The following is a 16,763-nucleotide window of genomic DNA, read 5'->3' on the forward strand; positions in this document are numbered from 1 at the left end:
GCGATCAGCACAGGACTGACCTCATGGGGTCCAGCGTTCCCGAGCCATATCCCGATCAAGGTGAACGCGAATCACACAGAGCGGACAACCCCATGACACCCCGCGCCACGGACCCCGGGTGGACGCCACTCGATTTGCCGGCGCCGTAATCGCCGTGCGCCGCCCGGCGGACGCGGGACCGACCCCGACACCACCGGGTGTCGCATTCTCGACACCGGCCCACCCGGAGCCCGACAGACGGTCAGACACGCTCCGGACGGAACACTCCCGCACGCAGGAGCGCAAACCGGACGATGGTGGCCAGAAGGCCGCTGACCAGCATGACGGTTATCTCCAAGAGCACCCCCGAGCCCCGCCACAGCAGACGCGGAATGGCCAGCGCCACACTGGAGATGATCAGTGCCGCCCCGAAGACCATCGCGGACTCCGTGAACTGACGCGCCCACCGCCGACCGCCAGAGCGATGGAACGTGAACCGACGGTTCGCCCACGCGTTTCCCACCACCGCGATGCACAAGGACACCAGATTGGCGTCGAATACCAACAGCACCCTCCCGAGCAGGGCACAAAGGGCGATGCGCGACAGCGTGGAGATCGTTCCGATCACCGCGAACAGGCCGAGCTTGGCCCTCATCCCGGCCGGCAGCCGCGCCGCCGCCAGCTCGGCCGGCAGCTCGACACGCCCCCGACCTGGGAGGATGCGCAGCCCCACCCGCCACGTCCCACGCAGGTCCGCCAGCGCCGTGGCGACGACGTCGACGTGCGAGTCCGGGTCGTCCACCCGGTCGACGGGCAGGCAGCAGGAGCCGCGCCACGCCCGCCCGCACCGCCCTGAAGCCACACCGAGCGTCCCGGAAGGAGCTGCGGAAGAACACCCGCAGCAGCCTTCTGTAGCAGCGGAAAATGATTTCCCGCCTCGGGGCGCGGAAAACCCGGGTGCCGCGCCGCAGCCGGGATCCGCCGGCGATCTCCGGCTGCAGACCACGGCCTTTGACGTCGAGATGACGAACCTGGACACGGGGCAGTTCCGTCGCCATCCGGTCGGCAACGACGAGCGTCCGATCCGTGCTCGCGTTGTCGACGATCGCGATACGCCACACATGGGGATATCGGTAGGTGAGACAGGTGTGTAGACGGCGCACACCGCATTCCAGCGCCGCCTCCTCCTCGTAGACCGGAATCGCCACGTCGACGCGATTCAGCGCGGGCGGCCTCGTCGCGTGCGGAAAAACCGCATCGGTGCTGAACGGCATTGTTTCTCCCTGGGCGCCGAGGCGAACAAAGCCGCGCTCCGCGGCCGGGCGAGAAACGCGGGAACGTCTCTGGAACAGCCGATGGGGACGGCGGGTATCGCCGGCCATCCGGATGGCGGCGAGGTCCGTCGGCGACGACCGATCCACGCTTCCGGGGTCTGGCATTCGTGGAGGTTCAACGAAAAGGCATCGGTCAGAACCCGGAAATCCTGGAGGAGGTCGGCCGGCGAGATGTCGATGGCGGGCTTCGGAATCCCGCTGCCATCGCCCTCGCCGGTGTGGGCGATGGTCGGTGTGGGCGATGGTCGGTGAGGCCGGCAGGTCGGTGTCGACCGCGACCGGGAACTTCGCCCCCGCCCGGTGAGCCTGCAGGCAGGCGAGCATCGGTGGGTGATCAGGTCGACGGGCCGACGGCGGGGTCGCTGCCCTGGCTGGGATGGCGCAGCGGGGTGAGCGCGGCCGGCCGTGGCTCGCCGCGCGCCGAGGAATGTGATCATCCCGGTGGCGGCGGCCGGCACCAGCAGGCACCAGCAGGCAGGCCGAGCACCCGCACGCTCGCCGCCTGCACCTACCGGGCCGGCGGCGGCCTGTCGGCGGTGGTGGTGATGATGATGTCGGCCGGGTCAAGAGCGCCGAACACATGGTTATGGCACGAACTGCTCATCGACCGGGCCGCAGCCGCGTAGTAGATGTTGCCGTAACCGTTGCGGTCCGGACACCAGAGATTGAGAGCCGCACCAAAGATCAGGACTGCGGTCAGTGCCGCCCATTCCAGGCGGCGACTCAGGCGGATTCTCGTGCATCCGCCAACTTCATCGGCCTCCGACCCACCTGATAAAGACGGGTGCTCGTCGGATAACCTGGCGGAGCCGCTTTCGTCGCCGGCCCCCGCGCCGGCAACCGGCGTGTCCCGGGCCCCTCCATGAATCGCCTTCCGTGCCCGTCACAAACTGGTGGGAGGGTAGAGCGGCGGCGCGAGCGGCCGCACCCGAGGGAGCCCCCGTTCGGGGTAGGGATCAGGATCCTCATCCGGACTTCCCCGGCGTCGCGAGAGTCTGTTCTCGCACATCGGAGCGGGCGGCATTGACGACATGGCCGAACCGCGAGATAACCTTTTCGATGTAGCCGACAGTGGGGTCCGACGAAGGCATGCCGAGCCCGGAGGGAGTTGGTGTGGCGGCGCACCCACTTCACCCGAGCCCGGACCATGCACGGCATCCCACAAAGGTGGTTGTACGGCTGATCCCCTGCCCGACCCTCGGATGAATTTGCCGGACTGTCGGCGATGGGCCGGCGATCCTCATCCGGAGCGGTCGGGTAAACCGGAGTGGACAGGGAGAGGAGCACGATGGGCCCAATGGTTTCGGACTCGCCCGCTGTGCAGGTGCGCCTGCACCGGACGATGACCGCCGCAGGCTTCGACCGAGCGTCGGGTCCTTTCACCGCCGACAACCAACCGACCGACGCGCGGACCCAGCGGGAACGGGTTCGCCTGGCCCAGATCGAGCTGCTTGAGCTCAGCGCGCAGCTCACGACGCCTCACCTGCGACGCCAGATCCTGCGCATCTACTCTCTGCTACGCAGCGAGCCGGTAGTGCAGAGCCCGGCGAAGCCACCGCCCTTCCGCCTCACCCTGCGTGAGATGGAAGTGCTCACTCTGGTGGCCACCGGGTGTTCCAACGTCGAGGCGGCGGAGCAGCTCACCATCCGGGCCGAGACGGTCAAGACCTACATGCGCAGCATCATGCGCAAGATGGGGGTGCGCAACCGGACGGCCGCGGTGCACACCGCCCGGCAGATCGGTCTGCTGGACTGACCGGCAGCACGCGCGGCGGCGGGATCCGCCCCGGCGGCACCCGCAGCACCCGCAGCACCCGCAGCCGCGATACCGGCACTACGGTGCCACAATCACCACCGACACCTTCCGGCACCATCGCCGACGGCCCTTCCCGGCCACCGCTCGGCACTGCCCCGCTCGGGCCACGCCACGGTCCGTCGGCCCGCTCCGGCACTCCCTCCATGCCGGATCGCGATCACTCCGGAACATGACAAAGGGCTCGGATCGGACAGCATCGTCCGATCCGAGCCCTTGTCGTCGGCGCCCGGATGGCACCGTCGGGTACGACGGTGCCTATCTAGCCGGCGGCGAACAGGCTGGCCGCGTCGACCGTCCTGACGTCAGTCGCCCTGGTGCCCCTGAGGGTCGCCTCGACGGAACTGGCCGAGCACAGCGCCTTCAGGCTCGGGATGGCACTGCCGTCGCAGGAGAACGTCAGCCCGTGACCGGCGGGCATCGCGATGTTCCTGGCCGCCTTCAGAGTCGAGGTCACCGAGGCCGGGGTGACCTCGCCGCTGATGCCCTTGAGCGCCCGCGCGAGGCCGAGGACCGTCTGGTAGCCGGTGACCGCGTAGCCGTCGGTCTGCGTCTTCGGCGTGTACTTGGCCATCACCGTGCGGTACAGCTTCGCCTCCGGGACGTCGGAGTCGGTGTCGGACGGCGTGAACAGGACCGAGCCGTCGAGCTGGCCCGGTGCCGCGTCGTCGACGGCCTTCGACACGCACGGCTGGATCACGAACTTCGGCTGGGTGGCGCCCACAGCCTGGAAGGCCTTGAACACCGAGGTGCAGTGGGTGGCGTCGCCGACGAGCGCGAGCGCGTCCGGCTTCTTGCCGATCGCCGAGGTCACCTGGGAGGTGGCGTCGGCCGAGCCCCGCGGGATGGAGATGACGTCCAGGTCCACCCCGGACTTCTGGAACACCGGCTTGCCCAGGGCGTTTGCCCCGGTGATCGCGGCCGGCACGTCCGTGACGAACAGCGCCACCCGCTTGTAGCCCTTCTCCTTCGCGTAGGTCGCCATCGTGCCCAGGGTGGCGGGGAAGCCCCCGGTCCAGGAGAACACGCCGTCGGTGGCGAACTCGGAGCCGGCGGTCGCGGTGCCCGTGACATACGGGATCTTCGCCCCGGCGATGATCGGCACGAGGGTGTCACCGAAGCCGGTGGTTCCGGTGCCGACGGCGGTGACCTTCTGCTCGACCATCTCGTTGGCACAGGTGCGGGCCGAGGCCGCGTCCTCCTGCGACTTGCAGACGACGAGCTGGATGGGCCGCCCGCCGATCCCGCCGAGGTAGTCGTTGGCGTAGCCGACGGCGGCCTGGGCGCCCTCACGGACCTCGGGCAGGGACACCGCGCTGCCGCCCTCCGCGGTGATGAAACCGATCTTCACCGGCGCGCCCGCCGCCTTCGTACCCGGCGGCAGCGTCGCGGTCGCCGGGGTCGGCCCGGGCGAACCGCCCGCGTCGCCGCCGCCGCTCCCGCCGCCGCAGGCCGCCGGTAGCAGTGCCAGGCCGAGGACTAAGAACGCCGCTCCCACCCGCACGCCGCGGCGCCCGCCGTGCCAGTACCCGCTCCTCGTGCCCACTGTTCCTCCATCTCGCTGTCGGGCCGCCCGGTGGGCGGCGGGTGTCCCCGCCGCTCGCGCGGCCCGGTCGGTCCCCGGTTCCGGCCCGTCCCCGCCGGTGGCGAGGACCGCAGCCGCCCGAAAGAGCGACAAAGCTCACTTGGTGAACTATGTTATTGGGGTCACCGAATTCGTCAAGAGAACAAAGTTGATGACCGCTACCGCACGGCAGCCATGCGTCCCGACAGGGACCTGACCACGTCCCGTTGACATACCGGTGGCCGCGCGGTGCGAAAACACCTGTCCGCGTGCCCGGCGCGGGCGAATTCATCCACCGGGCCGACTCGAGCGAACCAGGGTGTACCCGGTCCCGGACGGCTCGCGGGCGCGGGCGCGGCCATCAAGCACCGAAACGCATTACCGAAAGGCCGGGCCCCAAAAGCGGTGCCGATAATTCGACGGATACGTATCGCGGATACTCAGGCAGCCGTCTCCCGAGGGGCGTGCCGCTCGCTGAGGTAGGCCCGCTCCAGCAGCTCGGGCTTCGCCCGTAGCTCGGCCCCGGATCCCGACAGCACCTCCTCGCCGTGCGCGAGCACGATCGCGTGGTCGGCGATGCCCATGACCAGGTGCACGTGCTGCTCGACGAGCACCACTGCCGCCGACGTGTCCGTGGCCACCGCCCGCACGACCGGCAGGAGCTCCTGCACGATGACGGGGGCGAGACCCATGCTGAGCTCGTCGATCAGCAGGATGCGCGGACGCTGCACGAGCGCCCGCCCGATGGCGAGCATCTGCTGCTCACCGCCGGAGAGCATCCCCGCCCGGACGTCGAGCCGCTTGCGCAGCGCCGGGAAGTAGTCCAGCACCTCGTCGATGCTCAGGCCGCCCTTGACCCGCCCGAGTTGGAGGTTCTCCCGGGAGGTCAACGTGGTGAACAGGGACCGGTCGTCGGGCACGAGCACCATGCCGAGCCTGGACAGCGCCCGCGGGCTGGCCCGGTTCACGCCCTCGCCGTGCACGGCGACCTCCCCGCCGAGCGCTGGCAGCAGCCCGGCGAGCGTCAGCAGAATCGTGGTCTTGCCGGCGCCGTTCGGCCCGAGCAGGGCGACGACCTCACCCTCGCGCAGCGTCAGATCGAAGCCGCGCACCACCGGCACCCGGTCGTAACCCGCGTTCAGCCCTCGGGTCTGCAGCAGGACGCTCAACGGATGCTCTCCTTCTCCAACGACGCGGACAGTCCGGGCGCAGTCGCCATGGTGGAAGGGGTGGTTGCGGCGTCCGTGGTTGCGGCGTCCGTGGTTGCGGCGTCCGTGGAGTCGCCGGCGGCGTCCACGTCGGCCGGCGCCGCGGGCTGCGGCGGGACGGGGGTGCTGCCGAGGTAGGCCTCGGCGACCGCCGGATGGTTCTTGATCTCCTCGGGCGAGCCGCTGGCGATCACCGCGCCGAGGGCCAACACGACGATCCGGTCGCAGACGCCGAGCACGAGGTTCATGTCGTGGTCGACGAGCACGATCGTCACTCCGGTGCGGGCCACCTCCCGCAGCCGCTCGCCGAGCCAGAGGCTCTCGGTGCTGTCCAGACCACCGGCCGGTTCGTCGAGCAGGAGCACCCGCGGCCGGCCGGCGAGCGCTCGGGCGATCGAGACGAGCTGGCGGTGGCCCTGCGACAGCTCGCGGACCGGACGCTCACGGACCTCGTGCAGCTGCAGCGCGCGGTAGAGCCGGTCGAGATAGTCGGCATGATCGGCGGGTAGTCGGTTGCCGCCGCCGCGCGCCGCGGCCTCACCGACGGAGACGTTCTCGGCGACCGAGAGGTCCTCGTACAGCTCGATGCCCTGGAAAGTTCGGCCCAGGCCCCTGCGGATCCGGTGGTGCGGCTTGAGCCCGTCGAGCCGGATGCCCTCGAACTCGACCTCGCCGGTGGCGGGGGTGAATCCGCTGATCGCGTCGATCAGTGTGGTCTTACCCGCGCCGTTGGGGCCGATCAGACCGATGACCTGGCCATGGCCGAAGTCGAGGCTGACGTCCTGCACGGCCCGCACGCCGCCGTACTGCACCCCGACTGAACGCAGAGTGAGCAGGATCCGCTCGGCGTCGGGGGTCGCCGCCGCCGCGACGGCGTCGGCTGGTTCAACGGCGTCGGCTGGTTCGACGGCGAGGGTGGTCACCGGGGTGGCCTCGACGGTGGGCAGGACCGGCGGCTCGGGGCGCAGCCGCTTCGCCCGCTGACCCGACCACCAGACGTGGACGGGGCCGACGGCACCCTCCGGGTTGAGCAGCACGGACAGGACCAGGGCGAGACCCGTGATGACCTGGTACCAGCTACCGAGATCGACCGCCTTGTCCAGCGCGACGAACAGCAGCCCGCCCGCGCCGAGGACACCGGCGAGCAGACCGCCGGAGACGGAGGTGATCCCGGCGAGGTAGGCGGTGGCGAACAGGGCCAGACCGCCGACGACGGAGAAGGACTCGGCGTCCACCAGGGTCTGCTGGTAGCCCATCAGCGCGCCGCCGAGGCCCGCGATGAACGACCCGATCGCGAAGGCGGCGATCTTGACGCGGGCGACGTCGATGCCGGCGGCCGCCGCCGAACGCTCGTTGGCACGCACGGCGAGCATGGCCGCGCCGAGGCGGCTTCGGCGCAGCTCCGCGACGGCCAGCCCGACGCCGATGAGGACCACCAGGCAGAGCAGGCCGAACTGGATGCGGGGGTAGCCCTCGCCCGCGCCGATGCGCAGGTTGAGCCCCCACAGCTTCGGATCGGCCACCTTCGCCCCGGCCGTCCCGCCGTTGACGTCCGGATTGCGGAACCAGATCGACTCGACCGCCATGCCCAGGGCGAGCGTCACCACGGCGACGGGCAGGCCGCGGATGCGCAGCGCGGGCAGGCCGACGACGACACCGATGATCATTGCGCCGAGCGCGGCGAGCAGCGGTGCGATCGGGAACGGGATGTTCCAGTCGGTCGTCATCCGACTGACGAGGAAGCCACCCACCCCGGCGAGGGTCAGCTGCGCGAGCGAGACCTGGCCGGCGTACCCGGTGACGACCACCAGCGACAGCGTGACGATGCCGAGCAGCATCGAGGTGACGACGGCGGCCCGCATCGAGCCCGAGGTGACGACCAGCAGCACGACCGCGACGGCGGCCGGGATGACGATGTTCAGCAGCCGATGGCGTGGCCGGGGCGCCTGGCCGAGGTTGGCGCGGATGAGCATGCCCCGGGTCGGCAGCGGCCGGCCGCGCAACACCAGGTACGCCAGGATGACGACGAGCGGGACGAGCTGCCCCAGGCCCTGCTGCGGCAGCCAGGAGTGCTGGGACTGCAGGAACTGCAGCTCGGACTGCACCATCCCGATGAGCAGGCCGGCGCCGACGGCGAGGCCCAGGGAGTTGAAGCCGGCCACCAGGGCGGCGGCGAGCGCCGGGACGATGAACAGCGTGTAGGAGACCGGGATGAGCGGCACGATCGGTGAGATCAGAATGCCGGACAGGCCGGCGACCACGGCGCCGATGGCCCAGTTGGCCAGCGCGATGCGGTCCGGCGACAGGCCGGTGACCAGCGCGCCCTTCTCCGTCTCCGCGGCGGCCCGGGTGGCCAGGCCGAACCGGGTGAAGCGGAAGACCCCGGCGAGGGCGAGCGCGAGGACGACGATCGTCAGGGCGAACCACAGCTTGTCACCCTGGATGCGGATGTCGCCGATCGTGTAGCTGTCGCTGGGCAGGATCCGCTTGACCGACACCGGCGTCGTGCCGACCCGCTGGGCGAGCAGCGCCTGGACGACGATGAGCAGACCGATGGAGGCGACGGCCTTGGCGACCGGCGGCGCGGCGCGCAGCCACCGGAACACCAGCGCGTAGAGCAGGACTCCGAGCAGCGCGGCGATGACCAGCGAAACGCCCAGGGCGGGCCACAGGCCCCAGTCGGAGCCGACGGAGACCGTCTTCGGTAAGCCGGGGATCGGCAGCAGCAGCTCGCCCCTGCGCAGGAACGCATACGTGTACGCGGTGTACAGGGCGATGGCACCGGTGGCGAAGTTGACCACGCCCGAGCTGCGGTACGTGACCACCAGGCCGAGCGCGAGCGCCCCGAAGACGGCTCCGCTCCCCAGCCCGAGTAACAGGAAGACAACGTGTTGGGTCATCGCAGGCGATGTCTCCCCTCACCCTCCGCCGGCGCAGCCGCGAAGTGATCGATTGCAGGTGGGTCCGGGCGGGACGGGTCGACCCTGGCAGCGCGTCTCAACGGATCCGATCGATGATTCGTGAGACGTGCAGCACACCGCTATCTTTGTAAACTAGGTGCTCGATCTCGTCAAGCAATGACCTGCCGCACCGCCCGCCCGGACAGCTCGCGGCCGGGGCGAGGCAGGGGCACCGGCCCCGAGGGCGAGCCGTTCGGCGCGTCGGGGGACGTCGGAGGGCGGGTTCGATCGCACCCCGCCGGCCGCCATATCCTTCGTGTTTTTCCGTGATAGCGTGTGGAAAAAATCATGCCGAGGTGTACTTACGGTTTTCGAGGTAAAAACCGCGAGTAAGCCTCGGCACGATCTGGCCGCGATCCGGCCGGAAACAGGCCGGGGAAGGACTCGGCTAGGACCCGGCGTTCGCCTCGGCCGCGATGCGGTCCATCTCGTGGCGGACGATGCCGTCGGGGGAATCGGCCGGCGGCGTCGGCAGGACGACCTGGCCGCCGGCCCGGCTTGGCAGCAGCACCACCGCCTTGGCCGGCGACGTCGTCACCCCCCGCTGGTTCTCCGCCCACACCTCGACCTCGACCTCGTTACGGACCTCGGCCTCGTTACGCTCGGACACCTGTCGCTTGTCCGTCACCCGACCCTTCAACCAGGTCGTGTCTCCCACGAAGTTGAACCGGCGGTGCTGCACCGAAAGCTTCCACAGCCAGCCTTCGTCACCGATCCAGTCCGTCAGCAGATGAGACAACCACGTCTCCCGCATGCCGCCGTAGTCATAGGACGTCGGCAACCCCAGTTCCTGCGCCCGCGCCGGTTCCCAGTGCAACCGCTGCACCGTGTCCGGAATATTCAGCGTGTTCGGCGGATACAGCCCCGGCGCCTTCGCCCGCACCCGGTACGCCAGCCGGAACGCACCCGGCGGAGTGAGCTGCATCCCCCACCCCAGGTGCCACACCACCACGTCCGTCGTCGTCAACGGACCCTTCACCTTCGTCGGCAGCTCCTCCCCCACCACCACGTCCTCGAAATACCGCGGCTCCCCACCGCGCCGCGACTCCGCCGCATACCAAGCATCAATCTCCGCCAACTGCTCCGCCGAATACGGCGCCGGCAGATCATGCTCCTTCCTGCGTTCCCGCGACGTGTGCCGCTCCGCGTTGATCCAGGTGCCGCGCTGCAGACAGGTGGGCTCGCCGTGCTGGTTGGCGAAGACGAAGTCGTGGGTGACGTGCGCGGTGCGGCCGCCGAAGGAGCTGGGCTTCGCCACCACCCCGACCTGGGTACGCAGACAGCGCGCCCGGTCGCCGAGGACGAACGGCCGCCACCACTCGAACTCCATCACCGCCTGGTAGGAACCCAGGCCCGCGAACGGGTCGCCCCTGAGCAACGCCTTCGTCTCCGGGTCGGGCCTGGGCGCCGCGTCCTCACCCATCGTGTACAGGAAGGTCGGCGGCGCGATGAGCGTCCCCCACCTGGTGCCCTTGCCATAGTCCGGATCGCAGTACAGCGGGTTGTCGTCCCCGTAGCCGTAGGCGAAGTGCCGGGAGGCGTCCCAGGTCACCTCGTAGTTGTGCGGCGGGTTCGGCAGGGGCTGCGGCACCCCGATCCGCCTGCGCGACCGTTCGAAGGCCGCATCCGTCAGGACACCGAAGCGCTCAGCACTCTCATCCACCACCTAGTTATAACAGATAACTAGGTGCCAACCCCGCCTCCCGCGGGGCCCGGCCGGCACCGAGGACTGCCCGTCCCGCCCGTCCCGCGAGGGCGGCGGGGCGGCACCGCGTCCGATGGGGCTCCCTCGGAGCCCCGAGCAACGGTCGGGCCACGACCATCCGGCATAGCAGATCCGTTGCCGCAAGAGCCATCAAGGCTTACTTGGCTATTTAAGTCATGACCGACGTCCGACCGTGAGGGCCGTTCACCCGGAGTTTCACAGAACCAGGTGAAGCCGGGTTTCGTCTATTACGTCCGGCAGAGCGACGGTACGAAGGCCGTCCTGTCCTTCACCGGGTACGACACAAGCCTGTTGCGACAGCTCGGCCCGGTGATGGCCGGGGTGTCGATCCCGCTGTACTTCCTGCCGTTCGAGGCCGACGGCCCACCGCTGGTGGAGTACCGCAACGCCGTGCGCCAGTATGCGTCCCAGCTCAGCTCGCCCGACCAGGAGTTCGCGCTGCGCTCCTACATCGAGACCGACCTGTTCCTGCGTGGCCTGCAGGAGGCCGGGCCCTGCCCGACGCGCGAGTCCTTCATCCGCAACCTGCACAACGTCTCGAACTACAACGCCCGCGGGCTGATCGCGCCGATCAGCATCAGGGATGACTTCGGTCGGCAGCAGACCTGCTACGCCTTCGTTCGGGCGAACGCCGAGGCGACCGCCTTCGAGGTGACGCAGAGACAGCTCTGCGGGAAAATCCGGCCCGGCGCCAGGGTGAGCTGGCCGTGCAGCCCCGGGGGCGACCCGTGCCGTGACCGGGGCGCGACGGGCGGCGTCTCACCTGGTAATCGTCTCGGTCGCCCGCCCGGCTCACCCGTGCAACGGCGCGACCGCGCCCATCGCCTCGTCGAGCAGTGCCGCGAGCGACGCGTGACCGCCTGCGTCGCACCATGCGCTCTGGGCGGCGTCGAGGCAGGCCAGCGCGGCCGCGACGACGGCCGCGGCGCGCCGCTCCACCCCGCTACCAGCCCGCTCGTCGGCGGCGGGCGGCCCAGCCGCCGGCGCCGCCCCCGCCGACGGGCTGAAACCCGCCGACGAACCAGAATCCGCCGACGAACCAGAACCGGCCGGGACGGCCGTGCGGCTGAGACGATCGATCACGCCGGGCACCAGCAGCTCCCGCCACCGGGCCTGCTTCTCCAGGTGCGCGGCCTTGAGCGCCGGGGTCTCGTGCAGCATCCGCAGCAGGACGAACGTGCGCCCCGGATCGAGGCGGTTGCGCTCCTCGACGAGGTCGAAGGCGCGGCGCAACGCCAGCCACGCGCCCTCCTGCGGCGGGCGCTGCCCGACGGCGTCGGCGAGCGCCCGGCCGAACGCCTCGAAGTTGACCAGGATCACCTCCTCCTTCGACGCGAAGTAGCGGAAGAAGCTGCGTTTGGACAGGCCGGCGGCGGAGGCGATCTGGTCGATCGTGGTGGCGTCGTAACCCTGCTCGGCGAACAGGCTCATCGCCACGGTCATGAGCTCGGAGCGCACGGCCCGGCGGGTGCGTTCCCGCAGGCCTGGAGGCGGCTCCATCATCATCCGCCGATGGTACGCCGTGACGCACCTGTCATCGAGTGACGTTTTCGGCGTACGGTGTTGCGAGTAGTGGTCGTCGCCAGGCCATCAACGCCGGCAGACCGGGCAGACCGGGCAGCAGGAACAGACCCGGCAGCCAGCAACAGGCCCAGCAGCCAGGAAGGGAACACCATGAGCAAGGTGTGGTTCGTGACCGGAGCGTCCAGGGGCTTCGGCCGCGTGTTCGTGGAGTCCGCGGTGCGGGCCGGCGACCAGGTGGTCGCCACCGCCCGCAAGATCGACGCAGTGGCCGACCTGGCCCGGGACCACGGCGACGCCGTGCTGCCGCTCGCGCTGGACGTCACGGACCGGGCCGCCGTCGATACGGCGGTCAAGGCGGCGGTCGACCGCTTCGGCCGGCTCGACGTCGTCGTGAACAACGCGGGCTACGGCCACTTCGGCGCGGTCGAGGAGCTCACCGAGAGCGACATCCGCGACCAGCTGGAGACGAACTTCTTCGGCGCCCTGTGGGTCACCCAGGCGGTGCTGCCGCAGCTGCGGTCGCAGGGCAGCGGGCACATCATCCAGATCTCCACGATCGGCGGGATCGCCGCCTTCCCCTCCCTCGGCGCCTACCACGCGTCGAAGTGGGCGCTGGAGGGACTCAGCGAGTCCCTCGCCCAGGAGGTCGCCGCCTTTGGGATCAAGGTGACCCTCGTCGAGCCGGGCGGTTACAGCACCGACTGGTCCGGGTCCTCGGCGGTGCACTCGGCGCCGTCGCCGACGTACGACAACCTGCGTAAGGCGATGGCCGAGCGGCGCGCGGGCGGCGGGATGGCGATCGGGGATCCGGCCGCGACCGGAGCGGCCCTACTGAAGATCGTCAACGCCGAGAACCCACCCCTGCGGGTGCTGTTCGGCACCCCGCCCACCCAGATCGTCAAGGCGGTCTACCAGCAGCGGCTGGACACCTGGGCGCAGTGGGAGCAGGTCTCGATCGAGGCCCAGGGCCAGGGCAGCTAGACGAGTGAGGTCGCGACCGGTCGTTACCGGCCGCCGACCTTCAGCCGGCGGTGGCGATCAGGTGCTCTCGGTGCTGGCGGGGCGTGCCGCGGACCAGCTCGTCGACCTTGATCCGACGCAGGAACAGGTGTAAGTCGTGCTCCCAGGTGAAGCCCATGCCGCCGTGGAGCTGCAGCGCCGTGCTGGCCGCGCGGCTGGTCCCCTCCCCGGCCACGGAGCCCGCGACCGCGACGGCGGTGCCGGCGACGACCAGATCGCCGCTGTCGAGCGCGCGGGCGGCGTCGTGGCCGCAGAGCCGCGCCGCCTCGATGTCGACGGCCATGGTCGCCGCGTGGTGCTTGACCGCCTGGAACGATCCGACCGGCCGGCCGAACTGCTCGCGTTCCTTGACGTACCCGACGGTCATGTCCAGCAGGCGGCCGGCGGCGCCGACCGCGTCCAGGATGTGGATGAGCGCCAGGGCCTGGTCCAGGGTCTCGGCGAGGCCCGCGCCGACCCGGGCCCAGTCACCCGCCGGAACCGCGACGCCGTGCAGGTCGACGGCGGCGATGTCCCGACTCAGGTCGAGGGTGGTGCGGGCGGTACGGGTGGCGCTCGCGGCGGGAACGAGCGCGAGGGCGCGGTCGTCGTCGAGGGCGGCGCTGACCAGCAGCCACGCGGCGCCAAGTCCGCCGACGACGGCGGCTGCCCGGCCGGCGAGGGTGAGCGTGCCGTCGGCTCCGGGCCCGCCGCTGATCGCGGCGTCGTCCGGCTCGGCCGCGGCCGGAACCGCAAGCGCCGCGCCGTCGGCCACCGCGTCGGACACGGCCGCCCCGATACCGATCTGGTCGAGCAGGCGGGCGACCAGGGCGGCCTGGCCGAGCGGCAGCGGCGACCCGGCGCGGCCGAGTTCCTCCACGACGACCGCGAGATCGGCGAAGGTCCCCCCCTCGGCGGGCCGCAGCAGCGAGGTGAGTCCGAGTTCGGCGGCGGCGCGCACGTCGTCCGCGGAGTAGAGCGCCGCGAGCGCCGCGCCGTCGGCCCGGGCCGCGGCCAGATCGGTGCGTTTCGCGAGCCAGTCGCGGGCGGCGTCGGCCAGGCTGATCTGTTCGTCGCTGAGAAGCATGTCGCCGGGTCCTTCCCCCGACCGCAGCGGTCGGGCACGCAGGTCGTCAGGGCCAGCAGGTCGTCAGGGCCAGCAGGTCGTCAGGGCCAGCAGGTCGTCAGGGCCAGCAGGGCGTCAGGGCCAGCAGGGCGTCGGGCTAGCGGGGCAGGCCGAGGGCGCGTTCGGCGATGAGGTTGCGCATGATCTCCGAGCTGCCGCCGGCGATCGTGTACGCGCGGGCGTAGAGGTAGGCGTCCTGCCAGCGGCCGCTGTCGACGGCGTCGGTGTCGCCCTCGGTGAGGATGCCGCGCGCGCCGAGCAGGTCCACGGCGAACTCGTTCAGCCGCAGGTTGAGTTCGCTGAACCACAGCTTCCCCGCCGGGGCGTCGATCACCCGTTCCCGGCCGGCCCGCCAGCGGGTGAAGGAGGACTGCCCGAGCAGCGCGCAGGCGCGGATCTCGGCCCGCAACGCGCCGAAGCGCTGGCGGACGTCGGCCTGTTCCAGCGCCGGCCGACCGTCGATCTCGATCTTCTGCGCGAGCGCGTGCAGGTCCTCCCAGGCGAGCTGGAGGTCGACGACCGCGGCGCTGACGCCGTTGCGCTCCTCGGCCAGCGACGCGTTCGCGACGATCCAGCCCTGGCCGGGCCGGCCGATCACGGCGGCGGCCGGGATTCGCACCCCGTCGAGGAACACCTCGTTGAAGTCGGAGGTGCCGGTGAGTTCGCGCAGCGGCCGGACGTCGATGCCCGGGGTGTCCATGTCGATCGCGAACGCGGTGATGCCCTTGTGCTTGGGCGCGTCCGGGTCGGTGCGGGCGAGCAGGTATCCGCGGTCGGCCCAGTGGCCGTTGGTGGTCCACACCTTCTGGCCGGTCACGACATAGTCGTCGCCGTCGGCCACCGCCCGGGTCCGCATTCCGCCCAGGTCGCTGCCCGCGTCGGGCTCGCTGAACAACTGGCACCACAGGTCGTCGCAGGAACGGATGGCGGGCAGCAGCCGGGCCTGCTGCTCGTCGCTGCCGAAGCGGATCAGGGCGCTGGCCGCCAGGGCGTTGCCACCCAGCTGCATCGGGGCGCGGGCCCGCGCGATCTCCTCGGCGACGACGACGTCACGCCGCGGGTCATGCCCGGCGTCGCCGCCGAACTCCACCGGCCAGTCGGCGCCGAAGTAGCCCGCCTCGAACAGCGCGGCGATCCAACGCCGCAGCTCGGCGAGTTCCTCGGCGTTCTCCGGGCTGCGCACCCCCGCCCTGGCCGCCCGACCCGGCGCGTGGCCGGCGACGAACGCCCGCACCTGCGCCCGGAACTCCCCCAGCTCGGTCCCTGAACCCCAGTCCACGCTCATGACTCCTGCTCCAACCCGACGACGACACGTTGCCAGCGGCGGTCCGGCCGCGCGGCCCACAGCGGCCCTCACACGCCCAGCGAACGACCGATGATCTCCTTCATGATCTCCGTCGTGCCGCCGTAGATGGTCTGAATGCGGGCATCCGTGAACGCCCGCCCGACGGGGTACTCCGACATGTAGCCGTACCCGCCGTGCAGCTGCAGGCAGCGGTCGACGACCTTCTGCTGCAGCTCGGAGGCCCACCACTTCGCCTTGGAGGCGTCGACGGTGGTCAGCTTCTCCTCGAACGACGCCTTCAGGCAGCGGTCGATGTACACCTGGGCGATGTCGATCTCGGTGGCGAGCTCGGCCAGCAGGAAACGGTTGTGCTGGAAGCTGCCGATCGGCTGGCCGAAGGCGGTACGGGTCCTGGTGTACTCCAGCGTGGAGTCGAACACCGCCCTCGCCCCGGCGACCGCCGAGATCGCGATCGACAGCCGCTCCTCGGGCAGGTTCTCCATCAGGTGGACGAACCCGCCGCCCAGCTTGCCCAGCACGTTGCGGGCCGGCACCCGGACGCCGTCGAAGAACAGCTCGGCGGTGTCCTGTGCGTGCAGGCCGATCTTGTCGAGGTTGCGGCCACGGGAGAAGCCGGGCATGTCCCGCTCCACGACGAGCAGGGAGATGCCGCGGCTGCCGGCGGCCGGGTCGGTCCGCGCCACGACGATGACATAGTCGGAGTGGATCCCGTTCGTGATGAACGTCTTGGCGCCCGAGACGAGCCAGTCGTCACCGTCGCGCACCGCGGAGGTACGGATGCCCTGCAGGTCGCTGCCGGCACCCGGCTCGGTCATCCCGATCGCCCAGATCGCCTCGCCGGAGGCGAACCCGGGCAGCCAGCGCGCCTTCTGCTCGTCGTCGGGCAGCCGGCTCAGGTAGGAGCCGACGACGTCGTTGTGCAGCAGGAAACCCGGACCGGTGGCGAACGCGGCCGCGAGCTCCTCGGCGACGACGGCGTTGAACCGGAAGTCACGAACCCCGCCGCCACCGAACTCCTCGGCGATGTTGAACCCGATGACCCCGTGCTTGGCCGCCTTGGCGAACACCGTCCGGTCGACGATCCCCTCGGCCTCCCACCCGGCGTGATACGGGGTGATCTCGCGGGCGACGAACTCCCGGACGACCTCCCGGAACTGCCGGTGCTCGTCCTCGAAAATCTCGCGTTCCACGGGCGTCTCTTTCCTCGGCGGGGGCGGGTTACGG

General features: G+C 70.6%; 12 protein-coding genes and 2 pseudogenes. 4 read left to right on the top strand and 10 right to left on the bottom strand.

The window, feature by feature from the left end; all coding sequences use genetic code 11:
* Positions 1–241 precede the first annotated feature (241 nt).
* Both NBZ83_RS01600 and NBZ83_RS33200 read right to left on the bottom strand, forming a co-directional pair.
* The gene (locus tag NBZ83_RS01600; RefSeq protein WP_261574189.1) at positions 242–712 is read right to left on the bottom strand and encodes a GtrA family protein; all 471 of its coding nucleotides are present in this window, start codon (positions 710–712) and stop codon (positions 242–244) included.
* Between the two features lie 334 nt (positions 713–1,046).
* Positions 1,047–1,637: pseudogene (locus tag NBZ83_RS33200) on the bottom strand (hypothetical protein); the annotation flags it as partial.
* A 2-nt stretch (positions 1,638–1,639) separates the two neighbouring features.
* Here NBZ83_RS33200 and NBZ83_RS01610 point away from each other — a divergent pair.
* Both NBZ83_RS01610 and NBZ83_RS01615 read left to right on the top strand, forming a co-directional pair.
* Positions 1,640–1,939 carry a hypothetical protein gene (locus NBZ83_RS01610; protein ID WP_261564940.1) on the top strand — a complete coding sequence of 100 codons (300 nt, stop codon included), beginning with the start codon at positions 1,640–1,642 and terminating at the stop codon, positions 1,937–1,939.
* Positions 1,940–2,610: 671 nt separating this feature from the next.
* Positions 2,611–3,069, top strand: coding sequence for a helix-turn-helix transcriptional regulator (locus NBZ83_RS01615; RefSeq protein ID WP_261574190.1), 459 nt, complete (start codon positions 2,611–2,613; stop codon positions 3,067–3,069).
* 319 nt (positions 3,070–3,388) lie between these two features.
* Here NBZ83_RS01615 and NBZ83_RS01620 read toward each other — a convergent pair whose 3' ends face one another.
* The 4 genes from NBZ83_RS01620 to NBZ83_RS01635 all read right to left on the bottom strand — a co-directional run bounded on the left by NBZ83_RS01620 (position 3,389) and on the right by NBZ83_RS01635 (position 10,521).
* Positions 3,389–4,672 carry an ABC transporter substrate-binding protein gene (locus NBZ83_RS01620; protein ID WP_261564942.1) on the bottom strand — a complete coding sequence of 428 codons (1,284 nt, stop codon included), beginning with the start codon at positions 4,670–4,672 and terminating at the stop codon, positions 3,389–3,391.
* A 458-nt stretch (positions 4,673–5,130) separates the two neighbouring features.
* Positions 5,131–5,859 carry an ABC transporter ATP-binding protein gene (locus tag NBZ83_RS01625; RefSeq protein WP_261564943.1) on the bottom strand — a complete coding sequence of 243 codons (729 nt, stop codon included), beginning with the start codon at positions 5,857–5,859 and terminating at the stop codon, positions 5,131–5,133.
* Positions 5,856–8,798 carry a branched-chain amino acid ABC transporter permease/ATP-binding protein gene (locus NBZ83_RS01630; RefSeq protein ID WP_261564945.1) on the bottom strand — a complete coding sequence of 981 codons (2,943 nt, stop codon included), beginning with the start codon at positions 8,796–8,798 and terminating at the stop codon, positions 5,856–5,858. Before NBZ83_RS01630 ends, NBZ83_RS01625 begins: the two co-directional genes overlap by 4 nt.
* Positions 8,799–9,246: 448 nt before the next feature.
* On the bottom strand, positions 9,247–10,521 hold the full coding sequence (locus NBZ83_RS01635) for an FAS1-like dehydratase domain-containing protein (RefSeq protein ID WP_261564946.1): 1,275 nt from the start codon (positions 10,519–10,521) through the stop codon (positions 9,247–9,249).
* A gap of 270 nt (positions 10,522–10,791) precedes the next feature.
* Here NBZ83_RS01635 and NBZ83_RS01640 point away from each other — a divergent pair.
* Positions 10,792–11,205, top strand: a pseudogene (locus tag NBZ83_RS01640) (ABC transporter substrate-binding protein); the annotation flags it as partial.
* A 171-nt stretch (positions 11,206–11,376) separates the two neighbouring features.
* Here the strand turns inward: NBZ83_RS01640 and NBZ83_RS01645 are convergent.
* Positions 11,377–12,084 (bottom strand): TetR/AcrR family transcriptional regulator, encoded by a 708-nt coding sequence (locus tag NBZ83_RS01645; protein ID WP_261564947.1) that lies wholly within the window; start codon positions 12,082–12,084, stop codon positions 11,377–11,379.
* A 174-nt stretch (positions 12,085–12,258) separates the two neighbouring features.
* Here NBZ83_RS01645 and NBZ83_RS01650 point away from each other — a divergent pair, with 174 nt between their 5' ends.
* On the top strand, positions 12,259–13,089 hold the full coding sequence (locus NBZ83_RS01650; protein WP_261564948.1) for an SDR family oxidoreductase: 831 nt from the start codon (positions 12,259–12,261) through the stop codon (positions 13,087–13,089).
* Positions 13,090–13,129: 40 nt separating this feature from the next.
* Here NBZ83_RS01650 and NBZ83_RS01655 read toward each other — a convergent pair whose 3' ends face one another.
* The 3 genes from NBZ83_RS01655 to NBZ83_RS01665 form a co-directional block, all read right to left on the bottom strand.
* The gene (locus tag NBZ83_RS01655; protein WP_261564949.1) at positions 13,130–14,194 is read right to left on the bottom strand and encodes an acyl-CoA dehydrogenase family protein; all 1,065 of its coding nucleotides are present in this window, start codon (positions 14,192–14,194) and stop codon (positions 13,130–13,132) included.
* Positions 14,195–14,330: 136 nt separating this feature from the next.
* The gene (locus NBZ83_RS01660) at positions 14,331–15,518 is read right to left on the bottom strand and encodes an acyl-CoA dehydrogenase family protein (RefSeq protein WP_261574191.1); all 1,188 of its coding nucleotides are present in this window, start codon (positions 15,516–15,518) and stop codon (positions 14,331–14,333) included.
* Between the two features lie 68 nt (positions 15,519–15,586).
* Positions 15,587–16,729, bottom strand: coding sequence for an acyl-CoA dehydrogenase family protein (locus NBZ83_RS01665; protein WP_261574192.1), 1,143 nt, complete (start codon positions 16,727–16,729; stop codon positions 15,587–15,589).
* Between the last annotated feature and the right edge of the window lie 34 nt (positions 16,730–16,763).

It is taken from the genome of Frankia gtarii (assembly GCF_025403375.1).
GTDB classification, from domain to species: Bacteria; Actinomycetota; Actinomycetes; order Frankiales; family Frankiaceae; genus Frankia; species Frankia gtarii.

Bases quoted from the DNA above. Each gene is read 5' to 3' on its own strand.
- NBZ83_RS01615 (WP_261574190.1), top strand. From the start codon at position 2,611: ATGGTTTCGGACTCGCCCGCTGTGCAGGTGCGCCTGCACCGGACGATG.
- NBZ83_RS01630 (WP_261564945.1), bottom strand. From the start codon at position 8,798: ATGACCCAACACGTTGTCTTCCTGTTACTCGGGCTGGGGAGCGGAGCC.
- NBZ83_RS01645 (WP_261564947.1), bottom strand. From the start codon at position 12,084: ATGGAGCCGCCTCCAGGCCTGCGGGAACGCACCCGCCGGGCCGTGCGC.
- NBZ83_RS01650 (WP_261564948.1), top strand. From the start codon at position 12,259: ATGAGCAAGGTGTGGTTCGTGACCGGAGCGTCCAGGGGCTTCGGCCGC.
- NBZ83_RS01655 (WP_261564949.1), bottom strand. From the start codon at position 14,194: ATGCTTCTCAGCGACGAACAGATCAGCCTGGCCGACGCCGCCCGCGAC.
- NBZ83_RS01660 (WP_261574191.1), bottom strand. From the start codon at position 15,518: ATGAGCGTGGACTGGGGTTCAGGGACCGAGCTGGGGGAGTTCCGGGCG.